At 64.8% G+C, this 25,555-nt stretch carries 27 protein-coding genes; 4 read left to right on the forward strand and 23 right to left on the reverse strand.

Annotated features, from left to right (window positions below; genetic code table 11):
* Positions 1-5: 5 nt before the first annotated feature.
* Complete coding sequence (locus AC1DVR_RS00365) at positions 6-1,556, reverse strand: DHA2 family efflux MFS transporter permease subunit (protein ID WP_477998525.1); 1,551 nt, start codon at positions 1,554-1,556, stop codon at positions 6-8.
* A 12-nt stretch (positions 1,557-1,568) separates the two neighbouring features.
* Entirely contained in the window at positions 1,569-2,774 is a 1,206-nt protein-coding gene (locus AC1DVR_RS00370) for an HlyD family secretion protein (RefSeq protein WP_477998526.1), read from the reverse strand.
* A 117-nt stretch (positions 2,775-2,891) separates the two neighbouring features.
* On the opposite strand from AC1DVR_RS00370, the gene AC1DVR_RS00375 reads away from it, so the two are divergent.
* Positions 2,892-3,587: a TetR/AcrR family transcriptional regulator C-terminal domain-containing protein gene (locus tag AC1DVR_RS00375; protein ID WP_477998527.1), complete on the forward strand. Its 696-nt coding sequence runs from the start codon at positions 2,892-2,894 to the stop codon at positions 3,585-3,587.
* Between the two features lie 15 nt (positions 3,588-3,602).
* Here the strand turns inward: AC1DVR_RS00375 and AC1DVR_RS00380 are convergent, their stop codons facing one another.
* The 4 genes from AC1DVR_RS00380 to AC1DVR_RS00395 form a co-directional block, all read right to left on the reverse strand.
* Entirely contained in the window at positions 3,603-4,640 is a 1,038-nt protein-coding gene (locus AC1DVR_RS00380; RefSeq protein WP_477998528.1) for an AI-2E family transporter, read from the reverse strand.
* A 112-nt stretch (positions 4,641-4,752) separates the two neighbouring features.
* Positions 4,753-5,100: a diacylglycerol kinase family protein gene (locus AC1DVR_RS00385; protein WP_477998529.1), complete on the reverse strand. Its 348-nt coding sequence runs from the start codon at positions 5,098-5,100 to the stop codon at positions 4,753-4,755.
* A gap of 10 nt (positions 5,101-5,110) precedes the next feature.
* The gene (locus AC1DVR_RS00390; RefSeq protein ID WP_477998530.1) at positions 5,111-6,187 is read right to left on the reverse strand and encodes a C45 family autoproteolytic acyltransferase/hydolase; all 1,077 of its coding nucleotides are present in this window, start codon (positions 6,185-6,187) and stop codon (positions 5,111-5,113) included.
* 13 nt (positions 6,188-6,200) lie between these two features.
* On the reverse strand, positions 6,201-6,650 hold the full coding sequence (locus AC1DVR_RS00395) for a PaaI family thioesterase (protein ID WP_477998531.1): 450 nt from the start codon (positions 6,648-6,650) through the stop codon (positions 6,201-6,203).
* A gap of 287 nt (positions 6,651-6,937) precedes the next feature.
* Here AC1DVR_RS00395 and purU point away from each other — a divergent pair, with 287 nt between their 5' ends.
* Entirely contained in the window at positions 6,938-7,822 is an 885-nt protein-coding gene (gene purU / locus AC1DVR_RS00400; RefSeq protein ID WP_477998532.1) for a formyltetrahydrofolate deformylase, read from the forward strand.
* A gap of 54 nt (positions 7,823-7,876) precedes the next feature.
* Here purU and AC1DVR_RS00405 read toward each other — a convergent pair whose 3' ends face one another.
* From AC1DVR_RS00405 to AC1DVR_RS00465, 13 genes are all read right to left on the reverse strand, one after another.
* Complete coding sequence (locus AC1DVR_RS00405; protein ID WP_477998533.1) at positions 7,877-8,788, reverse strand: GTP-binding protein; 912 nt, start codon at positions 8,786-8,788, stop codon at positions 7,877-7,879.
* Entirely contained in the window at positions 8,781-9,056 is a 276-nt protein-coding gene (locus AC1DVR_RS00410; protein WP_477998534.1) for a hypothetical protein, read from the reverse strand. The genes AC1DVR_RS00405 and AC1DVR_RS00410 overlap by 8 nt, the downstream gene beginning before the upstream one ends.
* Entirely contained in the window at positions 9,056-9,958 is a 903-nt protein-coding gene (locus AC1DVR_RS00415) for a polysaccharide deacetylase family protein (protein WP_477998535.1), read from the reverse strand. Before AC1DVR_RS00415 ends, AC1DVR_RS00410 begins: the two co-directional genes overlap by 1 nt.
* 9 nt (positions 9,959-9,967) lie before the next feature.
* The gene (locus tag AC1DVR_RS00420) at positions 9,968-10,633 is read right to left on the reverse strand and encodes an aspartate/glutamate racemase family protein (RefSeq protein WP_477998536.1); all 666 of its coding nucleotides are present in this window, start codon (positions 10,631-10,633) and stop codon (positions 9,968-9,970) included.
* Positions 10,633-11,472 (reverse strand): ABC transporter permease, encoded by an 840-nt coding sequence (locus AC1DVR_RS00425; RefSeq protein ID WP_477998537.1) that lies wholly within the window; start codon positions 11,470-11,472, stop codon positions 10,633-10,635. Before AC1DVR_RS00425 ends, AC1DVR_RS00420 begins: the two co-directional genes overlap by 1 nt.
* 1 nt (position 11,473) lies before the next feature.
* Entirely contained in the window at positions 11,474-12,325 is an 852-nt protein-coding gene (locus AC1DVR_RS00430) for an ABC transporter permease (protein WP_477998538.1), read from the reverse strand.
* A 78-nt stretch (positions 12,326-12,403) separates the two neighbouring features.
* A complete protein-coding gene (locus tag AC1DVR_RS00435; RefSeq protein ID WP_477998873.1) occupies positions 12,404-13,669 on the reverse strand; it encodes an ABC transporter substrate-binding protein in 1,266 nt (421 codons plus the stop codon).
* Between the two features lie 36 nt (positions 13,670-13,705).
* Positions 13,706-14,683 (reverse strand): ABC transporter ATP-binding protein, encoded by a 978-nt coding sequence (locus AC1DVR_RS00440; protein WP_477998539.1) that lies wholly within the window; start codon positions 14,681-14,683, stop codon positions 13,706-13,708.
* 292 nt (positions 14,684-14,975) lie between these two features.
* The gene (locus AC1DVR_RS00445; protein ID WP_477998540.1) at positions 14,976-16,133 is read right to left on the reverse strand and encodes an ABC transporter substrate-binding protein; all 1,158 of its coding nucleotides are present in this window, start codon (positions 16,131-16,133) and stop codon (positions 14,976-14,978) included.
* A 1-nt stretch (position 16,134) separates the two neighbouring features.
* Complete coding sequence (locus AC1DVR_RS00450) at positions 16,135-17,136, reverse strand: GntR family transcriptional regulator (RefSeq protein WP_477998541.1); 1,002 nt, start codon at positions 17,134-17,136, stop codon at positions 16,135-16,137.
* A 52-nt stretch (positions 17,137-17,188) separates the two neighbouring features.
* Positions 17,189-18,421, reverse strand: a complete 1,233-nt coding sequence (locus tag AC1DVR_RS00455; RefSeq protein WP_477998542.1) for an amidohydrolase family protein — start codon at positions 18,419-18,421, stop codon at positions 17,189-17,191.
* Positions 18,418-19,629 carry an amidohydrolase family protein gene (locus AC1DVR_RS00460; protein ID WP_477998543.1) on the reverse strand — a complete coding sequence of 404 codons (1,212 nt, stop codon included), beginning with the start codon at positions 19,627-19,629 and terminating at the stop codon, positions 18,418-18,420. Before AC1DVR_RS00460 ends, AC1DVR_RS00455 begins: the two co-directional genes overlap by 4 nt.
* A gap of 132 nt (positions 19,630-19,761) precedes the next feature.
* Complete coding sequence (locus AC1DVR_RS00465; protein WP_477998544.1) at positions 19,762-20,214, reverse strand: MarR family winged helix-turn-helix transcriptional regulator; 453 nt, start codon at positions 20,212-20,214, stop codon at positions 19,762-19,764.
* Between the two features lie 95 nt (positions 20,215-20,309).
* Here AC1DVR_RS00465 and AC1DVR_RS00470 point away from each other — a divergent pair, with 95 nt between their 5' ends.
* Positions 20,310-21,602 carry an MFS transporter gene (locus AC1DVR_RS00470; protein ID WP_477998545.1) on the forward strand — a complete coding sequence of 431 codons (1,293 nt, stop codon included), beginning with the start codon at positions 20,310-20,312 and terminating at the stop codon, positions 21,600-21,602.
* A 63-nt stretch (positions 21,603-21,665) separates the two neighbouring features.
* Here AC1DVR_RS00470 and AC1DVR_RS00475 read toward each other — a convergent pair whose 3' ends face one another.
* The 4 genes from AC1DVR_RS00475 to AC1DVR_RS00490 form a co-directional block, all read right to left on the reverse strand.
* Positions 21,666-23,237, reverse strand: a complete 1,572-nt coding sequence (locus AC1DVR_RS00475; protein ID WP_477998546.1) for a GMC family oxidoreductase — start codon at positions 23,235-23,237, stop codon at positions 21,666-21,668.
* A gap of 12 nt (positions 23,238-23,249) precedes the next feature.
* Positions 23,250-23,774 (reverse strand): Twin-arginine translocation pathway signal, encoded by a 525-nt coding sequence (locus AC1DVR_RS00480; protein ID WP_477998547.1) that lies wholly within the window; start codon positions 23,772-23,774, stop codon positions 23,250-23,252.
* Between the two features lie 20 nt (positions 23,775-23,794).
* Positions 23,795-24,190 (reverse strand): VOC family protein, encoded by a 396-nt coding sequence (locus AC1DVR_RS00485; protein WP_477998548.1) that lies wholly within the window; start codon positions 24,188-24,190, stop codon positions 23,795-23,797.
* A gap of 119 nt (positions 24,191-24,309) precedes the next feature.
* Positions 24,310-24,603 carry a ribbon-helix-helix domain-containing protein gene (locus AC1DVR_RS00490; protein ID WP_477998549.1) on the reverse strand — a complete coding sequence of 98 codons (294 nt, stop codon included), beginning with the start codon at positions 24,601-24,603 and terminating at the stop codon, positions 24,310-24,312.
* Between the two features lie 155 nt (positions 24,604-24,758).
* On the opposite strand from AC1DVR_RS00490, the gene AC1DVR_RS00495 reads away from it, so the two are divergent.
* Positions 24,759-25,424 carry a GntR family transcriptional regulator gene (locus AC1DVR_RS00495; protein ID WP_477998550.1) on the forward strand — a complete coding sequence of 222 codons (666 nt, stop codon included), beginning with the start codon at positions 24,759-24,761 and terminating at the stop codon, positions 25,422-25,424.
* Positions 25,425-25,555: the final 131 nt, after the last annotated feature.

Consider the following 25,555-nt stretch of genomic DNA (forward strand, 5'->3'; position numbering starts at 1 on the left):
CGGTTTCAGTGCCCCGCGCCCACCGGCCCGCCCGGCTTGCGCATCAGCAAGGCAAAGCCCGCCAGCGAGGCGAAAAGCACGGCCAGCAGGAAGAACACGTCGATGAAGGACAAGAGCCGCGCCTGCTGGCTCACCTGCGCCATCATCTGCGCCAGCGCCGCCTTGTGGCCGTCCAGCCCCTTGGCGGACATCGCCTGCGCCATCGTGTCCAGCTGATGGGTCACCGCCGGGTTTGACCAGGTGACATCATCGGCCAGGCGGGCAAAGTGCAGCCGGCCACGGTCCACCAGCTGGGTGTTGATCAGCGCCAGCCCGACCGCACCGCCAAGGTTCCGCGTCAGGTTGAAGAGGCCGGAAGCGTTCTTCATCCGCTCGGGCGGCAGGGTGCCCAGGGCCAGGTTGTTGACCGTCACCATGCAGAGCATCAACGACACGCCGCGCAGGATCTGCGGCAGGAAAAGCTCGCGGAAGTCCCAGTCGCCGGTCAGGCCGGTCAGCATCCAGCTGCTGACGGCAAAGCCCAGAAGGCCGATCATGATCATGATCCGCATGTCGACCTTGCGCGCGAGAATGCCGGCGAAGGGCGCGGTGAAGAACATGGCCAAGCCGCTGACGAACATCGTCTCGCCGATCATCATGCTGTCAAAGCCGCGGATCTGGCCGAGGTAGAGCGGGTAAAGATAGGTCATGCCGTACAGGCCCGACCCCATGACGAAGGAAAAGGTCGAACCGAAGGCGAAGTTAACGTCCTTGAAGGCACGCAGGTCCACCACAGGTTCCTCCACCGTGAAGGCGCGCCAGAAGAAGGCCACGGCGCCAATCACCAGCGTGATCGAAAAGGCGAAGACCGTCTCGTCGTTGAGCCAGTCGTTGCCCGGGCCTTCCTCCAACACATATTGGAAGGAGCCGAGGAAGGCGACCATGGCCACCAGCCCGGTCCAGTCGAACTTCTTGAAGAGGGCGAAGTTGGGCTTGTCGAAATCGACAAGGAACCAGACCGCGATGGTCACGGCGATGCCCGGGGGGACGTTGACGAGGAACAGCCAGTGCCAGGACAGGGTGTGGCTCAGATAGCCGCCGATGGTCGGGCCAACGGTGGGGGCCAGAGTGGCGACCAGCCCGATGATCGGCGAGACGATGGCCTGTTTCGACTTCGGGAAAATCGTGAAGGCGGCGGTGAAGACGCTGGGGATCATGCCACCGCCGAGGAAGCCCTGCAGCGTGCGGTAGATGATCATCTGGTCGATGTTGCTGGCCGTGGCACACAGGAAGCTCGAGGCCGTGAAGCCCGCCGCCGCGACGGTGAACAGGATCCGCGTCGACAGGACCCGGCTCAGGAAGCCCGACAGCGGGATCATGATCACTTCGGCGATGAGGTAAGCGGTTTGCACCCAGGAGATTTCCGAGGAGCTGGCGCTCAGCCCCGCCTGAATTTCGGCCAGCGAGGCCGAGACGACCTGGATGTCGAGAATCGCCATGAACATGCCGAAGACCATCGCCAGAAAGGCAAAGACCTTGCGCTTGCTGATGGTGGTGGGGGCGGCGGGGCCAGCCATGATGTGTTCGCCTCAGTTGCCGACCGAACCGGTGCGGCTGTCGATGTCGATCACCACGCTCAGGCCGGCGCGCATCTTGCCGCTGGCCAGAACATCTTCGGGCAGGCTGATCCGGACCGGCACGCGTTGGACGACCTTGGTAAAGTTGCCGGTCGCATTCTGGGCCGGTAGCAGCGAGAACATCGAGCCGGTCGCAGGCGAGATCGAGGTGACGGTGCCGGCGAAATCCTGACCCGGCAGGCCGTCGACCACGATCTTCGCCGTGGCGCCGGTCTTGATCCCGTCCAGCTGGGTCTCCTTGAAGTTCGCCTCGACATAAAGCTGATCGGTCGGCACGATGGCGCCGAGGATCTGGCCGGGGCTGACGAGATCGCCCTGTTGCGGGCTTAGATTGGTGATCGTGCCGGCATAGGGCGCGCGCAGCAGGGTCAGGTCCAGATTGCGCTGCGCCTGTTGCACGGCCAGATCCAGCGCCCGCGTCCCGCTTTGGGTTTCCTGATATTCGGCCTGCATCACGGCCACATTCGCCTCGGCGCTGGCGATTTTCGCCTCGGCGCCGGCCAGATCGGCGGTGGCCTGCGCCAGGGCTGCATCGGCGGAATCGACCTGGGCCCGCGTCGCCGCGTTCGAGGCGGCAAGGCTGCGGGCGCGGTCATCGACCAGCTTGGCATTCTTCAGGGCCGCGGTCATCGCATCCCGATTGGCCTGTTCCTGCAGGACGGCGGCCTTGGCGGCTTCGGTCTGGGCCTCGATCCGCTTCAGCGTCTCGGCCTGGGTCGCGATCTTGCTTTTGGCGAGGTCCAGCGCGATGCGGTAGTCGCCATCGTCGAGGCGCACCAGCACGTCGCCGGCCTGCACCTTCTGGTTTTCCACCACCGGAATCTCGCTGACATAGCCTTGGATCTTGGCAGAAACCTGCGCGATGTTGCCCTGAACGTAGGCGTCATCGGTGCTGACCATGAAGCGGCCATTCAGCCAGTAGTCGCGGCCATAGGTCGCACCGAAGCCGACCAGGGCCAGGGCTATGATGCTCAGCACCACCGTCTTGCGCCGGCTTTTCGGCTTGGCCGAGGCCGCCGCTTTGGGCGCCTCTGCCACGGGTGCGGCGGGGGCGGGCGTTTCTTTCAATGCGGGCGACTGGACCGCGGGAGTCTGCACAAGGGCGAGGCGCGCATTGCCAGTTCCGGCGTTAGGCTGGGGTTGATCATCAAGCGACATGTGTCTATCTCTGTCCAGATCGAACTGATTGGTTCGATTCAGCACGTAGGACGGCCGCGCGGTAAAATCAACTGAAATCGAACTGAGCGGTTCGATTTATTTTCAGAGAGTGTTCCGATGACTGAAGCAGACAATCCGGTTGCGGGCGAATGCCCCGGTAAGCCGATGGCGACCGGGGGCCGCTGTGCTGCAGGGCAGGACGCGGCCAAGCGCGAGCAGATCCTGTCAGGGGCGCACCGGGTGTTTTCCTCGATGGGCTATGACGCCGCCAGCATGAATGACATCACGCGCGAGGCGGGGGTGTCGAAGGGCACGATCTATGTCTATTTCACTGGCAAGGAAGACCTGTTCGAGGCCCTGATCGAACGCGAACGCGCCGTGCTTTTCGCCGGGGTCGAGGCGGCCCTGCAGGGCACCGGCACGCTGGAGCAGCGGTTGCAGAGCTTTGCGGCGGCGGTGATCCGCATCCTGTGCTCGGACACGGTGATCCGGGCGCATCGCGTCGTGATCGGGGTCAGCGAACGGATGCCAGAGCTTGGGATGCGCTTCTTCGACCGGGGCGCGGCGCGGACGGTGCGGCTTTTGTCGACGATCCTGCAGGCCGAGATCGACAAGGGCAGGCTTACCATCCCCGACGTCGAATTCGCCTCCTCGCAATTCGTCGAACTGGCGACCGCCGGTCTGTTTCGGCGGAGATTGTTCGGCAAGGTGACGACCCTGCCCACCGAGGCCGAAATCGCCCGCAACGCCGGCAGCGCCACGGCGATGTTCCTCAAGTTCTACGGCACCGAGACCCAGGCGGCGCAGGGCTGAGCCTTTTGGCGCCCGTCAACCCTTCGGGCGCGACAGGCAAGTGCTCCACACCGCGAGGAACAGGGCGGCCAGAACCGGTCCGGTGATGAAGCCCTGCATCCCAAAGGTCGAGATCCCGCCCAGGGTCGAGATCAGCACAAGGTAATCCGGCATCCGCGTCGCCTGCCCGACCAGCCAGGGCCGCACCAGATTGTCGATCAGGCCGACGACCAGCACGCCATAAAGCGTCAGCGCGATGCTGTGCCAGATCATTCCCTTGGCCAGGAAATAGATCGCGACCGGTACCCAGACCAGCGCCGCCCCGAAGACCGGAAACAGCGACAGGACGGACATCAGCACCATCCACAAAAGCACGGCATGGACCCCGAGCACCCAGAAGCCCAGTCCCGCCACCGTGCCCTGCAGCAGCGCCACCACAAGATCACCGCGCACCGTGGCGCGCACCACGATGGTGAAAGTCTGCAGCAGATCCTCCATCAGGTCGCGCTCCATCGGGATGGCCGCCTTGATCCGCGCGAGAAGCTTGTCGCCGTCGCGAAACAGGAAGAAGGTCAGGTACAGCATCACGCAAATGGCGACCACCGCCCCCGCCGTGGAGCGCCCGAAGGACAGGAAGGTCCGCCCGTTGGCCGCGATCCAGTCGCTGGCCGCGGCGGGGATGCCGTCCTGCAGGGTGGTCAGATCGCTGATTCCGACGCGCGCCAGCATGTCCTTGGTCCAGACGGGCAGGGCGTTCATCAGGTCCTGAAACATCGCGTGCAGGTCGATCTGGCCGGATTTCACCGCCTCGACCAGCGAGGCCGCCTCGCGGAAGACCGCCGCAAGGATCAGCAGGGCCGGCAGGATGATCACCAGCAGGATGCCCAGGATCATCACCGCCGAGGCCAGATTGCGCCGCCCGCCCATCCGGACCTGCAAGCGCCGCGCCAGAGGGTCGAACACGATGGCCAGCGTGACCGCCCAGAAGATCGCGCCGAACAGGGGCGAGATCATCCAGGCAAAGCCAAGGCTCACCGCAATCAGAAGCGTGGTGAAGGTTTTGCTGTTTGGCACGTCCGCCCTCCGTCGCTGCCACCCGATGCGGGTCCGCGCCAAAGTAGAATGGGTTTTTGCAACATTGCACAAGGGGTTACTCGGGCGGCGCCCCCGCGGCAGGCGCGGGGGGTCAGGCCCGCAGATAGGGCAGGAACACCACCAGCCCGACGGCCACAGCCCCGATTGCGGTGATCAGCACGCAGGCCGCCGCCAGATCTTTGGCATCGCGGGCGAGGCTGCTCCACTCTGGGCTGACCAGATCGACCACCCGCTCCACCGCGGTATTGATCGCCTCGGCGGCCAGAACGGCGGTGATGGCGAGGACGAGCAGGGCCCAGTCGCCCGCACTGACCCGCAGCACCAGCGCCAACACGATCACGCCCAGCGCCGCCGCAAGATGGATCCGCGCATTGGGCTGCGCCAGCAGCAGCCAGACCCCGCGCGCCGCATGGCGGAAAGAGCCCAGGCGCTGTTTCATCCAGGCCATCCTAATCCGCAAAGCCAAGGCTCTGCCACGGGGCCCGCCCCGGCAGACCCAGACGAAAACGCGCCTCGGTCCGGTCGCCCAGCTGGAACAGGACCGTCCCGAAGGTCTGGCTGCGGCCGTCCTCCTCGGCGACCATGCACATCGGCAGGCTCGGGTCCGAAAGCAGCGCCTCGACCTCTGCACCGGTTGTCAGGGCCGTGACCCGGTCTTGCAGACAGGCGAGCCTTTCCTCGGAATTGGCGATCCTGCCGCGCCCGGTCAGAAGCGCCAGTGCCGTGCCGTCAAGATCGGCGCTGCGCAGGGGGTGGTTGGTGTGCAGCAGAACACTTTGCCCCGCGCTGCTGGTGACGGCGCCTCCGGCCGCGCATTCCAGCCCGGTCACGCCAGAGGCATCGGCCACGGCGTAATGCTGGCCGCTGGCATGGGCCAGATCGCGCAGCACTGCCAAAGCCTCGGCTGCGCTGCGCTTGGCCAGGGCGGCGCGCAGCACGAAGGCCACGGGCAGGCCGCCGGTCTGGTGCCGCAACATCAACAGCGTGTTGACGCAGATCGCGACCCCGGCCCGGTTTACCCCGGTCAGCCCGATCATGCCGGCTGCACTCAGCAACAAGGTTTCGGGCAGGTCCGGGCCGCTGAGGCGCAGGATGATCTGTGCGCCGTCCATATCCCGGGGCAGGTCCATGTTCTGCGCCAGCAGGCTGTGCCCCGGCCCGGCCAGCCCGATCAGGCTGCAGCCGGGTTCAGGTCTTGGCGCGGCGTGGGGCGTCTGGTCCAGATCGTACCACCACTGTTCGTCCATCAGGTTGTAAGCGGCGATCAGATCCTCGGCCACGCCGGCGCCAAGGGCGATGCCGCGCACCTCCTCGGCCAGGTCGGGAAAGCGGGCGCGCACCCGGGCGAAAAGCCCGGTCCGGCCCAGGAAGGTCGCGGCATAGTCCGCGATCCGCAGCTTGCCGGGCTGGGCGGAGAGGGTGGCCGCCTCCCACCGCGCCAGCGCCGCCCCGATCAGGTCGCGCGCGCCTTCGCCATGGGCAAGCCCGCGGGCGAGGCCGGTTCCGTGACAGTCGATGACGGGCATCTGGCCGATCCTTTCAGGCGCCGGAGATGGGGGAGGCAGCCAGCGGCGCGCGGTCCTTCGGCAGGGTCATCTGGGTCTGGATGACCTGGGCCGCCAGCTTGCCATCGCTGCGCAGGATGCTGGTCTGCCAGACCTCGGTCTTGCGGCCCTGATGCAGCGGCACCGCCACGGCGCGCACCAGATCGCCCGGCGGGATCGAGCGGAAGAAGTTGGTCTTGCTTTCCAGCGTGGTGGTCATCGCCCCCTCGCCCAACGACAGGCTTGCCGCCACGCCGCCGACATTGTCGGCCAGCGCCATGATCGCCCCGCCATGCAACACGCCGTTGCGGTTCATCAGCTTCGGGTCCGCCCGCATCTCGGCTTCGACCCGATCGGGGGCGGCAGAGACGATGCGGATCTCCAGAAGTTCGGCAAAGGGCGGTTGCAGAAGCGCGTCAGGCGGAAAAAGGGTCGGGCTTGTCATGTCGGGATTGCCTTGTCATTGCCCCTCGCAGTGAAACGGGAGAAGCAGAGCACTGTCAATCATGCGCGCCCGCCAGCGGAATTTGTCAGTCCGGTCGGGGTGACGCTGGAAAGCTGTGCGATTTGATGCGCCAAATGCGGCGGAATCGGTCGGAAATCGCTTCTGCGCTTGTCTTCGGCGGGCTGCTCTGTTTGGATCCCGGTCCGAAGCAAGGGTGGCGGCATGGGCCGCGGCCCCTGTTTGCACATCACCGCTCGCCCTCCAGAGAAAGACAAGGGACTACCGGCATGACGACTTATGTTCTGACCGTGCATTGCACCTCACGCCGCGGCATCGTGGCCGCGATTTCGACCTATCTTGCGGACAAGGGTTGCAACATCACGGATGCCGCGCAGTTTGATGATGACCTGACCGGCATGTTCTTCGCCCGCATCTCCTTTCGCGCCGAAACCGGGGCGACGCCCGAGGCGCTGCGCGAAGGCTTCGCCCCGGTGGCCGAGGCTTTCGGCATGGAATGGGCCCTGCACGCCGGCAAGGACCGCATGAAGGTTCTGCTGATGGTGTCGAACTTCGGCCATTGCCTGAACGACCTTCTGTACCGCTGGCGCATCGGCGCCTTGCCGATCGATATCGTCGGCGTGGTGTCGAACCACCTGACCTATCAGAAGGTCGTGGTGAACCATGATCTGCCCTTCTACCACATCAAGGTGACCAAGGAGAACAAGGCCGAGGCGGAAGCCCGCCTTCTGGCGCTGGTCGACGATTCCGGCGCCGAGCTGGTGGTTCTGGCGCGCTACATGCAGGTTCTGTCGGATGCCTTCTGCCAGCGCATGTCGGGGCGGATCATCAACATCCACCACTCCTTCCTGCCATCCTTCAAGGGTGCGAACCCCTACAAGCAGGCTTACGAACGCGGCGTGAAGCTGATTGGCGCCACCGCCCACTACGTCACCGCCGATCTGGACGAGGGTCCGATCATCGAACAGGACACCGTCCGCATCACCCATGCCCAAAGCGCCGAGGATTACGTTAGCCTTGGCCGCGATGTCGAAGCCCAAGTCCTGTCGCGCGCCATCCACGCCCATATCCACCACCGCGTCTTCCAGAACGGCAACAAGACCGTGGTCTTCCCGGCCTCGCCCGGTTCCTATGCTTCGGAACGGATGGGCTGAGGCTTCCTCGCCCCTGGTATCTTGAATAACCCGGTGCCACGGCGCCGGGTTTTTTCATGCCCCACACCAGCGCGCGAGTGAGGCGGCGAGTGCCTGCCCGTCCTCCACCGCACCGATCACCGCGAGCGTGTTGCTGGTGCCATGGCCTTCGGGCAGCACTTCGGGCGGCTGCACGCTGTGCCGCACGGTCTGGATCAACAGCCGCCCGGCGGGGCTGTCCACCACGCCCTTGATGCGCAAAAGCCGGTCGCCATGGCCGTGGAGCAGCGCCGAAAGCCAAAGCGACAGCGCGGCCCAATCGGCCTCGGGTGGCAAGGACAGGGTCACGGCACGCATCGGGGTGTCGGCGGTGGCGGGCAGGTCCAACGGCAGCGCCTCGCTCGCCGGAAAGGCCACGGGCTGGCCTGCAACGGCGGCGGAGATCGCCGCCAGGGGGTTGAGCTGCCGCAATGTGGCGGCGAGCCGGGCCACCCTCTCCGGCGCGGTGGCGTCTGTCTTGGTCAGGATCAACCGATCCGCCGCCCGCATCTGCGCCAAAGCCAGCGGCGCAACCGAGGCCCCGGCAAGCCCGTTCACCGCATCCACCAGCACCACCGTGCCGGTCATTCGGATGTGATGCACCAGAACCGGGTCCGCCGCGATGGCATCAAGGATCGCCGCCGGATCGGCAAGGCCTGAGGTTTCCAGCACCAGGTCCGCCAGATCCTCGCCCTTGCTGCGCCGGTCCACCAGATGGCGCAGTGCTGCCACCATGGCGGCCCGCCCCTCGCAACAGGCGCAGCCGCCGGCAAGTTCGGTGATCCCGGCGGCCCCGGCCAGCAAGGCATGGTCGACCGAAACGCCCGCCGCCTCATTCACCACAACGTGGGCGCGCAGGCCGTGGTGCAGTTGGTGGCGCAGCCAGGTGGTCTTGCCGGCACCCAGAAACCCGCCGAGCAGGGTCAGCGGCAGGCGGGTGTCAGCCATTCAGCACATCGACCGGGCGCCCCGCCAGCCGTTCGACCGTGGGCCAAAGGTCGTCGGGGCGGGTGACGATCACGCTCGCCCCGCTCAGGGTCGACAGGGTTATGCCCTCCGTCACCCCATCATCATGCGCGGTCAGGCCATAGGGCCGCAGCACCCGCGCCAGCACCTGGGCCCGGCGAAAGCGGGCGCGCAGGCGGTCGTGTGCGGTCAGAAGCCCTGCATCCGTCCAATGCCCGGGCCGGGCCGGAAAGCCGCAGGCGTTGCACATCAGATGACCTCTGGCCGCGCCGTGCCGCCAAAGGGGTAACGGGCACGGAAATCGGCGGCGATATCTTCGAAAGGCAACCATTCGACGCCGGAGTGTTTCGAGATATACTCGATCAGCCGTTCCAGCATCAAAAGCACCTGGGGGCGGCCCGCCACATCGGGATGGATGGTGAAGGCGAAGACGGCGTAATCCATCTCGCGGTAGACCCAGTCGAACTGGTCGCGCCACATCTCCTCGATGTCGCGGGGGTTCACGAAACCATGGCTGTTCGGCGCCTTCTTCATGAACATCATCGGCGGCAGGTCATCGACATACCAATTGGCGGCAATGTCCACGAGGTCGATCTCGGCCCCGTGCTTCAAGGGCTTCATCCAGTCCTTGGCCTGTTTGGAATAGTCGATGGTCGTCCAGCTGTCGCCGACGCGGGCGTAGAAGGGCTGGAAGTCGCGGTAGCCCTGGCTGTGGTCGTATTGGAAGCCGTGTTTCAGAAGCAGGGCGGCGGTGGAATTCGACATCTCCCACCAGGGCGCCACATAGCCGCGCGGGGCGGCGCCGGTCAGGTCCTTGATCAGCTCGATCGACTTGACGAGGACGTCTTCCTCCTGCGTCGGCGTCATGGCGATGGGGTTTTCGTGCAGGTAACCGTGGGCGCCCACCTCGTGGCCGTCCTTGACGATCATCTCCATCTCTTTGGGGAAGGTTTCCAGCGAATGGCCAGGGATGAAGAAGCTGGTCTTGAGGCCGTACCGCTTGAACAGGCGCAGCAGGCGCGGGATGCCGACCTCACTCGCGAAGATGCCGCGCTGGATGTCGGAGGGGCTGTCGCCGCCGCCGTAAGAGCCGATCCAGCCCGCGACCGAGTCGATATCGGTGCCAAAGGCGCAGAGGATTTTCTTGGCCATATCGGTCTCCTATAGATGTGACTTGGGTCTGATCCGCACCAGCGCCGCGGCAAAGGCGGTGGCCGCCGCCACACCGTCGATGACCGGCACCCCATGCTCAGCCTCCAAAGCCGCAGCAAGGTCGGCCATCCCGGCACATCCCAGAACGATGGCGCCAGCGTCGTCTTCGCAGATGGCGCGGGCGATCTCGGTCGAGATCTTGGCACGGGCGTCGGAGCCTTCCCGTTCCAGTTCCAGCACCGGCACTTCCGAGGCGCGGACATTCAGGCAATGCGAAGACAGGCCATAGGTCGCGATGTTGCCCGCGATGACGGGGACCGAGACCGAAAGCGTGGTGACGACGGAATAGCTTTTGCCCAGCATCATCGCGGCATGAAAGGCGGCCTCGCCGATGCCGAGAACCGGGATGGACACGGCTTCACGCGCCTCGGCCAGGCCGGTATCGTCGAAACAGGCGATCAGGGCGGCATCGGCGCCGGCTGCCTCGGCGGCAATCACCTCTGCCAGAAGGTAGGGCAGGGCGGCGGCGCCATCCTCCGGGCCCTGGATGGCGGGCGGGGCGCCAAAGCAGGTCCGCGCCTCGATCTCGGCCTCGGGGGCGGCGATGCGCGCGGCCTCGGCGATCTTTTCGGTCATCGAGGCGGTGGAGTTCGGGTTGATCACAGAAATCCGCATCAGATCATGCCCTTGCCCGCATCTGACCCGGCGCGCTTGCGGCGGCGGTTCATCGCCCAGACCGACAGGAGGAAGACGCCGATCACGAAGAAAGAAAACACCGTCGTCAGCGTGCCCAGGGCGAAGATCACCGGGGTAGTGACGTTGGTCGTCATCCCGAAAATCTCCAACGGCAGGGTGTTGCGGCTGCCAGAGGTCAGCAGCGTGCGGGCAAACTCGTCATAGCTGAGGGTGAAGCCGAACAAGGCCACACCCAGAAGCGAGGGCGCAATCATCGGCAGGACCACATGACGCACGGTCTGCCACGGGGTGGCGCCCTGGTCGCGGGCGGCCTCCTCATAGGCCGGGTTGAAGCGGTTGAAGACGGCGAACATCACCAAGAGGCCGAAGGGCAGCGTCCAGGTCAGCTGCGCCCCGAAGGCCGAGGTCGCCCAATGTACCGGGATCCCGGCCTGCGAGAAGAACAGACCGACGCCGAGCGAGACGAGAATGGAAGGAATCACCAGCCCCGCCACCGCGAGATAAAACAGCGCACCCGAGCCCTTGAACCTTTTGCGGAACGCCAGCCCCCCCATGACCGAGACGACCACCGTCGTCACCATGACCATGAGCCCCAGGGCCAGCGAACGCCGGAACGAACCCCAGATATCGCCCACCGCCTGCTGCTTGAACAACTCATGGAACCAGTTCAGCGAGACCCCCCGCATCGGGAAGGTCAGGCCACCGGTCGGCCCCTGAAAGCTGAGGATGCCGATGGTGATGGTCGGGCCATACAGGAACAGGACATAAAGCCAGAAGAAGGCGCCGAGGATGTAGAAGCTGCGCGGACGCGGTTCCATCTTACAGCTCCTTCCTGATGTCGACGATACGCAGCAGGCCGCCCACGACCACCAGCACCGACAGCAAAAGCACGACCGAGGTGGCCGAGGCGGACGGGTATTGCAAGAGCCCGATGTCGTTGGAGATCAGCCGCCCGACATTGGCGCTCTGGCTGCCGGACATGAAGCGCACGGTGATGAAATCGCCCATCACCAGCGTCAGCACGAAGATCGTGCCGATCATGATGCCGGGCTTGGTCAGGGGGATGATCACGTTCCACAGGATCTGCGCGCCGGATGCGCCGCTGTCGCGTGCCGCCTCGATCAGGGATTTGTCGATCCGCATCATGGTATTGAGGATCGGGATCACCATGAAGATCGTGTTGATATGGACGAAGGCCAGCATGACCGAGAAGTCGGAGAACAAGAGCCACTCCAGGGGCTTGTCGATCACCCCCATGCTCAGCAGCGCCGAATTGGCCAGCCCGTTGCGCCCGAGGAAGGGAATCCAGCTGATCATCCGGATGATGTTCGAGGTCCAGAACGGCACAGTGCAGATCAGCGCAAGGGCGATCTGCGTCGTCTGGCTGCGGATGTGGAAGGCCAAGAAATAGGCCACGGTAAAGCCGATCCCCAGCGTCAGGGCCCAAGTCATCACGGCATAGCGCAGGGTGTTGAAAAACACCTGATAGGTGACGGGAGAGCCGAACAGGAACTCGTAATTTCCAAGGTCGAAGGCAGGGACAATCGAAAACTCGGTTGCCTGCCAGAAGCTGACCACCACGATCATGATCACCGGAATGACCAGAAAGACCACCAGCACCAGGACCAGCGGCAGTGCCAGAAGCCAACCCAGAAGGTTGGGGGATTTCATCAACCGGTCCACGCGCGCCCTCATTGCCCGGAAAAGCCCTCTCCCCGGGCGGGGAAAGGGCGGTTTGTGATCACAGCCTCAGGCGGCGATGAATTCGTTCCACTTGCGGACCATGTACTGGTTCTCATCCATGACCGAGTTCCAGCAGGCGACATGGCCCATCCGGTCGGCGAACGACCCGCCATCGCGGACCGCGCCGGCATGTTCCATGACTTGACCCTGCGGGTTGGTGATGTCGCCCATGGCGGGCTTGCCTTCGAACCAGTAGCCCCACTCGTCGTCCGACATGAACAGCTTGGAGGTTTCCGGCACCGCAGAATAATAGCCCTGACGCATCAGGAAGCCGCCGACCCAGCCCGACAGATACCAGTTGATGTATTCATAGGCCGCGTCGAGGGCCACGCCCTTCAGCCCCGAGGACAGGCCCAGCCCGCCACCCCAGCTGCGATAGCCTTCTTTGAGCGGCTGGAACTTGCAGGCGATGCCTTTGGAGCGGACGGCGGTTACGGCGGGCGACCACATCGACTGGATCACCACCTCGCCCGAGGCCATCAGGTTCACGCTCTCGTCGAACGACTTCCAGAAGGCGCGGAACTGGCCGGCTTTCTTCGCCTCGGTGAAAATCGCCATGGTCTGGTCGATCTCGTCCTTGGTCATATTGCCCTTGTCGGCGTATTTGATCTTGCCCATTGCTTCGCAGACCATGGCGGCATCCATGATCCCGATCGAGGAGATGTCGAGGATCGAGGCCTTGCCCTTGAACTCGGGGTTCAGAAGTTCAGCCCAGCTGTCGATCGGGCGGCCGATGAGGTCGGGGCGGATGCCCAGCGTGTCGGCGTTGTAGATCGTGGGGATCAGGGTCATCCAGCCGGTGGGCGCCTTGGCGAAGGTCTTGCCATCCGCGGCATCGACGAAGCCGACGGTATGGGGGGCGGTGCCTTGTGCGATCACGCTGTCGGGGGTCAATTTGCCGGTGGTGAAGATGCCGACGATCTTGTCGTAGTTCTTGATCTTCGAGACATCCATCGCCTGCAGGTTGCCGGTCGGCCAGACCTTCTTGCAGATCCAGTATTCGATATCGGCGATGTCGTAGCTGTCGGGCTGGGTCGCGACCTTCTGCGTGACCGAGTCCGAATCCAGCGCCGTCATTTCCAGCGTGAAGCCAAGGTCTTCCTTCACCTTGGCCGCCACTTCGTTGAAGGCCGACACGCCGGTCCCGGCCTGCCGCAGGGTGATGTCTTTGATGTCCTGCGCCCAGATCATCGGCGCGGGCAGGGCCGAGGCGGCGAAAGCTGCGGCGCCGCCCTTGAGCAGGCTGCGGCGGGAATAGTGGTTCTTCTTCATCATGTCCTCGCTGTTGTTTTGGTTTCTTGGGGTGTTTCAGGCGGAAAGCGGGTGCAGGCGGCTCTGGTCCCAGGTCAGCCGGACGGCCTCGCCCGGTGATTTCGGGTCGGCAAAGAAAAGAGCCTCCGGGATCATCGCGACGATCTCCTGATCGCCGGCCGCCCTGACGGTCAGGGCCACATGCGCGCCGGCATATTCAACCGCGGTGACGATGGCCTCAGTGCCGTCCGCGGCCAGGCGCACCTCGTCGGCGCGCAGCGCGAAGCGGCCCTGCGGAAGGGCCAGCACATTGTGGCCCCCCATGAATTTCGCGACGAATTCGGTCTTGGGCGCGTTGAACACCTCGCGCGCGGGACCGGCCTGTTCGATGCGGGCGTTGTTCATCACCACCACCTCATCGGCCAGCGCCAGGGCTTCGTCCTGGCCGTGGGTGACGTGGAGGAAGGAAATCCCCAGCTCACGCTGCAGCTTCTTCAACTCGGCCCGCATCCTTATGCGCAGGAAAGGGTCGAGCGCGGAGAGGGGTTCGTCCAGGAGCAGCACCTGCGGGTTGGTGATCAAGGCACGGGCGAGCGCCACGCGCTGCTGCTGGCCGCCCGACAGCTGGGCGGGCAGGCGGTCGGCGTATTTCGTCATGTCGACCAGTTCGAGAAGCTCCAGCGCCTTCTTGCGGCGCACATCGGCCTCGACCCCCTTCATCTTCAGACTGAAGGCAACATTGTCGGTGACGCTCAGATGCGGAAACAGGGCATAACTTTGGAACATCATCGCCGTGCCGCGCTTGGCAGGGGGCAGGCTGGTGACCTCTTTGCCCGCCAGCACGATCTGGCCTTCGGAGACCGTCTCGTGCCCCGCCACCATCCGCAGGGTGGAGGATTTGCCGCAACCCGAGGGGCCCAACAGGCAGACATAGCTGCCGCCCCGGAACAGGTGGCTGATGTCGGACACCGCCACCGCGCCCCCGGCGTAGCGTTTGGTCACATGGACGAGTTCCAGATCATGGGGGGTTCGCAAGGGGATGCTCCAGCGCCGGATGGGTCACGCAACAGCCTAGCTTGCCGTCCCGGGGCATCACCAAGTGCCGTCTGCGCTATCCTAGCCGCAGCGATCCGGCATCTCGGACGCAGGAAATATTTCAGGCAGGGAAATCCGCTTTTGCATGAATTTTGGACAAGAAATGCATCAGAGCGTTATCAGGGTGATTCGCAATGACGGTGAATTCTTGATCAATAGGCACTCTGAATGTGGTGCAGCCGATGCAGAGCCTCTGAAAACATCCCATGTAAATGCACTATGGATTCAAAATTCAGGCGGAAAGAAACTCGCGCCAGCGCCGGACGACATGGGTGTGTTCGTCCATGAAACTGTTCCAGACCCGGGCTCGGCTCATCCGGTCGCGGTGCGATCCGCCCTCGCGTAGATGGCCAGCCGGGATCGAGATCCGGCCATAGGGGTCCTTCAGCGGATGGGGCGCGGGCTGGCCTTCGTACCAGTAGTCCCATTCGCCGGGCTCCAGATGGGCCTGCACCCGGGCCGGAAAGGTCGCGTAATAGCCCTGCCGTGCGGCAGAGGCGCCGGCCCAGCCCTGCATCCACCAGTTGAGATAGGCATAGGCCATGTCGCGCTGCTCTCCCTCGCAGGCCGCAGAGAGGCAGAGGTCGGCATGCCAGCCGCGACAGCCCTCGACCGGCGTCGACACCGTGATCTTCGCCCCCTTGCTGCGCAGCTGCGCCACGGCGGGCGAGAAGACCGAGGCGATCAGCACGCCCTTGGAGATCAGGCGCACCGAGTCCTCGACCGAGTTCCAGAAGCCGCGGAAATGGCCCAGCCGCTTGCGCGAAATCAGCGCCTCGGCCACCTCGTCCACTTCTTCCAGCGTGAGGTTGCCGATATTGGCGAAGGCGGCGCCGCGTTCGGCCTCGACCGCGAGGGCGGCCTCGATCATGCCGAGGACCGGGTCATTGATCAGCGCGACGTGGCCTTTCAGGCGCGGGTCCAGAAGCCAGCCCCAGCTTTCGGCCTCATCCCCGATCAGGCCGCGCAGGCGCGCGCCATAGGCAAAGCTGTCGACCCCGTGCAGCAAGGGCAGCATCGACAGCTCGGCCGTAGGCGCGGGGCCAAGGCGACCGTCCTCCTGCACGAACAGCCGGTCAAAGACGGTGTCGATGGCCCGGCTTGGGCCGGATTTGCCGCGCACGGTCTGCAGGATTTCGGCGCCATGGGTCAGCCGGTCCAGCTGGATCGGCTGGATGCAGCGGGCGGTCCAGGTCAGGTCGACGGTATGCCATTGATGATACAGGTCAAAACTGTCGGGCCTTGTGATCACACGCTGCAGGCCCTCGATGCTGTCGACCATCTCGAACTCGATCGGAAAGCCCAGATCGGCCTGGGCCTGCTTGCGGATCGGCAGTGTGATCAGTTCCGACCTTCCAAGGACGCGGAGTTTCGGGGGGCGGGCGGGCATGTCAGAACACCCGGACGAGATAGGGCGCCACCGAAGGGTCGGCAAAGACCGACAGGACCTTCAGCCGGTCGCGGGTGCGGTCGTGGTCGGCGTCAAGGTGAAAGCGCAGCGCCCCGGCGGCACCTGCGGCATCGCCCAGCCGCAGATGTGCCAGCACAAGGCGGTGTTCGGCCAGAAGGTCGGTCTCGTCATGCTGGACGACATGGGTGGCGAAAAGCCGGTTCACCACCCGGGCGCTTTGCACCTGCGCGATCAGCCCGCCGATCCGCCGGTTGGGTTGGGTCGCAAGGCAGGTGTCGTGCAGATCGGCCTCAAGTGCCGCCATCACATCGGGCGGGATCGTCGGCCCGACCGCCGCCGCGGCATCCAGCCGGGCTGACATCTCGGCCAAGGCAGCGCGGGCCAGAAGCGGGGCGGCTTTTTGCAGCGCGGCCGGTTCCAGCAGGCGACGCACCTCGTGCTGTTCGTCCAGGGCACGGGCCGACAAGGGCCCCGCCGTCCAATGCGCGCCGCGGTCCTTCAGGATTGAGCCGCGTTCGTGCAGCCGGGCCAGAACCTCACGCGTCACGGTGCGGCTGACGGCAAAATGCTCGCACATCGCACTTTCGGAAATCTGGTAGATGCCAAAGGGAATGGAGGTTTCCACCGCCACGGCGACCTCGGCCAGAACCCGCTCCCATTCCGGCGGGGCGTTCAGCAGGTCATCCGTTTCTGGCAGGCTGACGGGGAGGGAGAAAAGGTTCAGCACCTCGGCCCGCCCCGGACCCGCACCATCGACGGGTTCGGGGCCAACCAGATAACCTGCCCGGCCCTGCGGCGTCAGGGTCCGGCTCGCCACCAGATTTTCCATCGCCCGCATCACCGGCGAGCGGCTGACCGCAAGCCTCTGCGCCACGCCGGCCACCGTCAGCCGCGCCCCGGCGGGCAGCGTGCCACGCGCGATGTTCTCGGCCAGCCAATCCTGGACGATCAGGTAATAGGGGCGGCTCTCGGTCTTCTCCATCTCGCCTCTGGTCTTGGCTTCTGCCGCAGTGCGTCAGGGCTTGGCCGTGAAGTCAAGCGGTGGCGCGGCTTTGCGACAGCGTTGCCGCAGGCCGCGTGAAGGTGGGCGTGCCGGCACGCCAGCCCGCCCGCGCCGGAGCGAGGGTGCGGACGGCGGCGGCGGGGTCCGGCGCCTCGACCAGAACGAAATCTGCGCTGGCACCGGGAGTGAGAGCGCGGGGCTTGCCGATCATGGCGCCGGCCCCTTCGGCCACCATGGCAAAGCAGGCGTTCAGATCCTGCGGCGCGGCGAAATGGCCGAGATTGGCGTAAAGATTGGCCATCCGCAGCACATTGGCATCGCCATAGGGCGTGAAGGGATTCATCACATTGTTGGTGGCGACCGCCACGCCCACGCCCAGCGCAGCCAGTCGCCCCAAAGGCGCCACGCCGCGCGGGATCAGCCGGTCGGCCTCCCGCCCCAGAAGGAAAAGGTCGGTTGCCGGAAGCGCCACCACGGCAATCCCCGCCTCGGCCAGCGTCCGACCGAGGCTCTCGACCCTATCGGGCGCCATCGCCGACAGATTGGTGACATGGCCCGCAACAACCCGGCCTTGGTAGCCATGCGCCTTAGTGGCGGCGATCAGCGCGGGCAGATCGCCGCCTTCGGGGTTCAGGTCGAAGTCGATGTGAAAATCGGCATCTACCCCGTAGCGTTTGGCCAGTTGAAAGATCCGCTCGATATGCGCCACGGGGTCGGGGTCGCGGTAGGAGCAGCCACCGACCAGATCGGCCCCGGCCTCCAGCGCCTGGATCAGCAGGCCCTCGGTCTCGGGCTCGTTGGTCAGGCCCTCTTGGGCGAAGGCGCAGATCTGGATTTCGATGGCATGGGCATAGTCACGCTTGATCCGGGTGAGCGCCTCGAACCCGCGCATGCCGGCGCGGGGGTCCAGTTCGACAAAGCTGCGCATCAGTGTGGTGCCGTGCAGGATGGCGGCCTCGACCACGCGGGCGGCGCGGGCGTAGACGTCTTCGGCGCTCGCCCCGGCCTTGACGCGGGCGGTTTCGCGCACGGCAGAGGCGAGGCTGGGGGCCGTCATGTCGCAGCGGTCAAGAATATGCGCCTTGTCGAGGTGGATATGGGCGTCGACATAGCCCGGGAAGGCGAAACAGCCCATCGCATCCTGGCGGGGCAGGTCGGCCTCGATGCGGCGCTCGATCCCGGCGATGCGGCCCGCACCGATGGCCATGTCCCACAGACCCTCGCGGCCCGGCAGGGACAGGTTGGTCAGCAGAAAGTCACTCACGGGGCCAAGACCTTGCCATCCTCTGCCACCAGCCGCCCGGCTTTGAAGACCCGGCGGGATCTGTGCGGGGTGACCACGGCTTGCGGGATATGGGCGGCGTCAAGCGCCACGAAATCGGCGGGCGCGCCGGGCGTCAGACCGTGGGCGCCCAGACCCAGCGCCTTGGCCCCCGCGCTTGTCACGCAATCGAAGGCCAGCTCCAGCTCGGCATCCTCGTAAAAACCCGAGCAATAGCCGATCAGCATGGCCCGCCCCAGCATGTCGCCATCGCCGTAAGGCCACCAGCTGTCACGGATATTGTCGCTGCCGGAGAAGACCGTGACCCCGGCGCGGCTCAGCGGTTTGACCGGCGGGAAGGGATGCGAGCCGGGCGCGTTGGTCATGATCGCCACGCCGCCCGCAACCAAGGTCGCGGCGGTGCGCGCCAGCGTGTCGGCATCGACCTCGCCCAGCGCATAGGCATGGCTGATCGCCACCCGACCCTGCATCCCGGCGGCGCGAGACCGCCGCGCGATGTCCTCGATCTGATAGATGCCAAGCGAGCCATGGTCATGCAGATGGACGTCGATGCCGCAGCCGTGCTTCTCGGCCAGGCCAAAGACCACATCCAGATGCCCGGCGATGTCGCGGTCAAACGACCCCGGGTCCAGCCCGCCGATCAGATCACATCCCGCGCCCAGCGCCGCATCCAGCAGGGCACCGGTGCCGGGGCTGGAGAGGATGCCACTTTGCGGGAAGGCCACAAGCTGCACCTCGGCGCGGCCGCGGTATTCCTCGCGCACGGCCAGAACCGCCTCGACATGCGACAGGCCGACCTCGGCCGAGACCATCACATGGCTGCGGATCACGGTGGAGCCATTGGCAAGGCAAAGCTCCAGCTGGGCGCGGGCGCGGTCCTGCATGGGTGCGGCCTTCGCGATGTTCTGTGCCTGAAACGCCACCCTTTCGCGCACATCAAAACCTGCGGTGCAGGGCTGATGCGGGATCCACTTGTCACCCCAGAAGCTGGTGTCGAGGTGGATATGCCCTTCGACAAAGGCGGGCAGGACAAGTGCTGCGGCCAGATCCTGCGTGCCTTCGACGACAGTCGCCCCTTGCATCGGCGCCAAGGCGGCGAAGCGCCCGGCCTCCACCGTAATTCGGACCAGAGAGCCATCCGGCAGGCGGGCGTTGTCGAAGATCTGGCTGTGAGAGGGTGTCGGAGGCATGGGGTCCCTGCGGATTTGCTGGCCCGGCCAAGGATGCACCAGCTTTCGCGGCAATGCCAAGGATACGGACCAAGGCAAAGGTGGCTTTCTCGCACGGCTCGCCCGGATGCCCATTTGCAAGGCTTTGGCCGATCAGCCCCGCAGCGCCTGCTGGACCGGTTCGGAGATCAGGAGATTCAGCGCCGCGCGCAGGCGGGCGGCCTCTTCCGCGCCAAAAGCCTGTTCAAACCGGGTCTGCGCCGCGGCAAACCCTTGATCCGAAGCGCGCAGGCGCCGGATGCCCTCTGCCGTGGCTTCAATCAGCCGGTTGCGCTTGTCGTCCGGGTCGACCGAGGTCACCGCCAACCCGTCGCGGATCAAGGGTTTCAGCGTGTGGGCCAGACCACCGGGGTCCATCACCATCACCTGGGCCAGCGCGCCCACGGTCATTGGCCCGTCACGCTCCAGCGTGGCGAGGATGGCGCGTTGGGTTGTCTTGATGCCGCTGCCGTCCAAAGCCGCATCATAGGCCTGCGACATCAGCCGAGAGGCCTTGCGCAGCGCCGTCGCATAGCATTTCACGCCCCTGCTGCCCTGATCGGCCATCGCGTCCCCCTTCGGATTGTTCTTGAAGTGATAGCATATGCTGGTGTATGCCGCAATATAAGCATATGCAGACATTATAGGGCAGAGGACCACCGATGATCGCACAACCTCTATCGAGGGCGCTGGCCGCCCGTCGCATCCACTACGGCTGGGTGGTCGCCGGCGTGACCTTTCTGACGATGCTGGCCACTGCCGGGGCGATGGGCTCTGCCGGGGTGCTGATCCAGCCGCTGGAAAAAGAGTTCGGCTGGACCACCGAGCAGATCTCCACCGCGCTGGCGGTGCGGCTGGTGCTTTACGGCGTGCTCGGGCCCTTTGCGGCGGTCTTCATGAACCAATGGGGCATCCGCAAGGTCGCTTCCTTTGCGCTGGCGCTGATCATGACCGGGGTCATCGGCTCGTTCTTCATGACGCAGCTTTGGCAGTTGATCGCGTTGTGGGGTGTGGTGATCGGGGTGGGCACAGGCATGACGGCGCTGGTGCTGGGCGCCACGGTGGCGACGCGCTGGTTTGCCGCGCGGCGCGGGCTGGTGGTCGGGTTGATGACGGCAGCCAATGCGACGGGCTCGCTGATCTTCCTGCCGATGCTGGCTGCGGTGACCGAGGCGGTGGGGTGGCGCACGGCGCTGACGGTTCTGGTCGGCTTCCTTCTGGCAACCGTGCTGCTGATCCTGCTTTTCATGCGCGATCGCCCCGCAGACCTCGGCCTGCCGCGCTTTGGCGAGACGGCGATCACCCCGGCCCCGGTTCGCGCGGCGAGCCTTGGGGCGCTGGTCCTGCAACCCCTCCGCGCCCTGGCCGAGGCGTCGCGGAGCATGGTGTTCTGGGTGCTGTTCTTCACCTTCTTCGTCTGCGGTTTCAGCACCAATGGCCTGATCCAGATGCACTGGATCTCGATCTGCGGCGACTTTGGCATTGCGGCGGTGGGGGCGGCGGGGCTTCTGGCGGTGATCGGGGTGTTTGACCTGATCGGCACCATCTCCTCCGGCTGGCTGTCGGACCGCTATGACAACCGCTGGCTTCTGTTCTGCTTTTACGGGCTTCGCGGGCTGTCGCTGATCTATCTGCCGTTCAGCAGCTTTTCGATCGCGGAGCTGTCGGTCTTTGCGGTCTTCTACGGGCTTGATTGGGTCGCCACCGTGCCGCCCACGGTGAAGCTCGCCGCAGAACGCTTCGGGCCGGAACGCGCGCCTTTGGTCTTCGGCTGGGTCTTCATGGGCCACCAATTGGGTGCCGCCTCGGCCGCCTTTGTCGCGGGGGCGGTTCGCACCGGGTTTGACACCTATATGCCTGCGCTGTTTGCCGCCGGGATCCTGTGCCTGATCGCAGCACTTTCCATCCTGACCATCGCCAAGCCCGAGCCGAAGCGCACAGCCGCACTGGCGTGATACAGTTTCGGGCGGCATCCCTGCAAGGAATGCCGCCCGGCCGTTCTTTCTGCGCCCCTGGGCTCAGATCGTGCCCTTGGCCATTTCGGAGGCGATATGATCGGCCTGCCGGATCGCCAGCGAGACGATGGTCAGCGTCGGGTTCTCTGWCGCGCCGCTGGTGAACTGCGAGCCGTCCGAGATGAAAAGGTTGGCGATATCATGGGTTTGACCCCATTTGTTCACCACCCCGTCGCGCGGATTTTCCGACATCCGGTTGGTGCCGAGGTTGTGGGTCGACGGATAGGGCGGCGTCGGGAAGATCCGGGTTGCCCCCACGGCCTTGTAGATATCGGCCCCGCGCTTGTAGGCATGGTTGCGCATCGCCACGTCGTTCGGGTGGTCCGAGAAGTTGACATTGGGCGAGGGCAGGCCGAACTGGTCCAGCTTGTCCTTGTTGACGGTGACGCGGTTGGTTTCCTGCGGCATATCCTCGCCCACGATCCACATGCCCGCCATGTTCTCATAGCTGTCGAGCGCGGTGGTGAACTCGCGGCCCCAGCTGCCGGGGTCGAGGAAGGCGGCCATGAAGGGCAGGCCGAGCGAGAGCGTCTCCATCTCGTACCCGCCGACGAATCCGCGTGAGGGGTCGAGATGCGCCTCGTCCTGGATGATCCCGGCCATCGTCGTGCCGCGCCACATCTTCACCGGCTTGTCAAAGACCCCATAGACCGAGCCGGTGACATGCCGCATGTAGTTGCGCCCGACCTGACCGGAGGAGTTGGCGAGGCCATCCGGGAACATCTCGGACGCCGAGTTCAGCAAGAGACGCGGGCTTTCGATCGAGTTGCCCGCGACACAGACGATCCGCGCCGCCTGGGTCTGCGATTTCCCATCCTTGTCGAAATAGGTGACGCCAGTCACCTTGCCCTTGTCGTCATGGTTGATCTTGGCGACGTGGGAATGCTCGCGCACCTCCAGATTGCCGGTCGCCTCGCCATCCGGGATCTCGGTATAGGCGGTCGACCATTTGGCGCCCCATTTGCAGCCCTGAAAGCAGAAGCCGGTCTGCTGGCAGGAGGTGCGATTGCCTGAATCGTCGGACTGGATTGCCATGCGGCCGGTGTGGACCTTGGTGTAGCCGACTGCCAAAGCGCCCTTTTCCAGCACCTTGTAATTGTTGTTGCCGGGCAGGCCGGGGCGCTTGCCGGTGCGGGTGACGCCCATCTTCTCTTCGGCCTTCTCGTACCACGGCGCCATTTCGGCGGCGTCGATCGGCCAGTCGATCAGGTTGGCGCCATCGACCGGGCCATAGTTGGTCAGGGGCTTCCACTCATGATCCTGAAACCGCAAGGAGGCGCCGGCCCAGTGGGTTGTCGTGCCGCCGACCGCCTTCACGATCCAGGCCGGCAGGCCAGAGAAGTCATGCGCCACGCGCCAATCGCCGCTTGTGGTGCGCTTGTCGAGCCAGGCCAGTTGGCCAAAGCTCTCCCATTCGTCGTTGATGTAATCTTCCGGCAGATAGCGCCCGCCGGCTTCCAGCGAGACCACCTTGATGCCCTTTTGCGCCAGCTCGTTGGCCAAAGTGCCGCCACCTGCGCCGGTGCCGATGATCACGACAACGGAATTGTCTGTCAGGTCGAATTTCGCAACCATATCCGTTCTCCCTTACAGCCAGTTGATGTCGTTGAAGCCGCGGTTGATATAACCGCCCTTCGAGAAGCTTTCGCCCTCATAGCCAAATATCGGCCAGACCGCCTTTTGATTATAAAGACCGGTCACAAGCCCGCCGCGGATTTGCTGGAAGAAGGCGCTCTTCTCCATGCCACGCAGAATCTCGACGCGGTCGCTTTCCCAACCTGTGGCGGAATAGCTGGCAAATCCCTTGCCAACGGCCGCCGCATTCAGCGCGGCAATTCCGGCCTCAATTCCGGGCGCGGCTTCGGCGGTGTCATAGCCCTTGACGGCAATGACGTAAAACTCGTCCGCGATCTTGTCATGCGGGTAGATATCCCGCGCCATCTGCACCAGCGTCGCGAGGGTTTCGGGTTTCAGCGCCGTGGTTTCCACCGCCCAAGCCGCATCGGGCGCCGCCATGAACCCGGCCCCGATCACAAATGTCGCCCCGACGGCCGTTGCGCGTGATAACAGCTGGCGGCGCGTCAGCCCCTTCGGGCTTGCCTTGTCTAGCATATCTCATCCTCCCTGGATCATCATTTGAAACGACCGGACCGCTCCAGCACCTCGATCTGGTAACCATCTGGATCGGCTACGAAAAAGAAGCGTGCGACGAGTGTGCCGTCGGGACTGAAGGCCACGAGCTTGCGGGGGGCCAACCCCTCGGCCTCAAAGCGGGCGTGTTCCGCGTCAAGGTCATCGACCGACACCGCAAGATGGCCGTAGCCGTCGCCCAGATTGTAGGGCTCGGTCCGGCCTTTGTTGATTGTCAGCTCAAGCTCGAAGCTGCTTTCGGGATTGCTCAGGTAGACGAGCGTGAACCCCGTGAAGTCGAGACGGTCCGCCACGGACAGGCCAAAGGCCTTCTGGTAGAAATGAACCGAACGCTCCTCCTCAAGAACCCGGATCATCGAATGTATGGTCTTGGCCATAGTGCCCTCCCTGCATGCCCGCAAGACAAGGCTAAGTTTGCGGCGGAAGCGGCTGGTAGTATGGACGTACTACCCTTGCGATTCTTTGACGGGCATCATCAGACCACCCATCGGCCCGTTTATTCCGCAGCGACCGCCATCGCTGTTTGAGCCGGAGACATTTCCATGAATTTCAGGCAGGCACAGCGCAAGAGCGAGGTAAAATTCTCCGGTTCACCGCGCAATTGCAGCACTTCGGAATGCAACTTTGAAATGAAGGCCGGGGTTGTCATGCCGTCATTGCGGGAAATGATGTCCAGAACGCCCCAGAATTCATTCTCCAAACGGATGCTGGTGCTTTGACCGTTCAGGCGCAATCTGCGCGTGGTGCAGGCATAGCTCTGCGGGTCTTGCCCGGCGAAAACTTGGCACATCCGATTTCCTCCCCGAAACCGCTCGCTGCCAAAGACGCGAAAACCTCCGCAGCGAGTCACTGCTTTGCATTTCGTATGCGAGATGCAGATCCGAGACTACGCCTCTGCCCGTGACGTGACAAGTCTGCCAGTCCCCCGATGCGAAGGAGCCGGCCATGGAAGCGGTAAAGCCCAAGCGGTCCCTGGTCGAAGAGGCCTATGACATCCTGGCCCATGCCATCTGCAGTGGCGAGCTTTCCCCCGGTGCCCGGCTCAATCAGGACGAGATCGCGGCCCGGCTGAAGGTGTCGCGCCAGCCGGTCAACAGCGCCATCGCGATCCTGAAAGCGCAGGGGCTTGTGGAGGACACCGGTCGGCGCAGCGTTGTCGTCACGCGAATCGACGCCGGGCTGCTCCGCGCCATTCACGAATACCGCCGGGTCGTGGAGCCCTTTGCCGTCCGTCTCGCCGGCCGCGCCCTGAACGACCACCACCGCAAGGAGGCGGCGCGGGTTCTGAAGCTGGGGCAAAGGGCGGTCGAGCGTGGGCATCTGGCCGAACTGGTGCAGGCCGATGTCCTTTTCCACGAAATGATCTACGCGTGGAGCGGCAATCCCGTCATCCAGGCCGCGATGAAAACCAACTGGCACCACCTCCGCCGCGCCATGGCCGAGGTGTTGCGCGATACCGCCGCGGCCGCTCCGGTCTGGCAGGAGCATGGGGCGATTGTCGAGACGCTGCTCTCGGGCCAGACGGAAGAGGCGGCGCAGATCATGGAGCGCCATATCGATCGGTCTCATATCCAGCCCGGGATCCCTTCGGTCCTCGAGAAAGACCCTTAGCGGCATCCGCCAATATCGGCCGGATTCTTGCTGCCTTCCGCTCAATTTCATCCGGAGGGCACCAGAGAACGCCGGGTTTCACCCGATCCTTGGCGATATCCTGCATCATCCCCAGCACATTCGGAAAGCCC

The sequence above is a fragment of the Rhodobacter sp. P2_H5 genome (genome assembly GCF_056403335.1).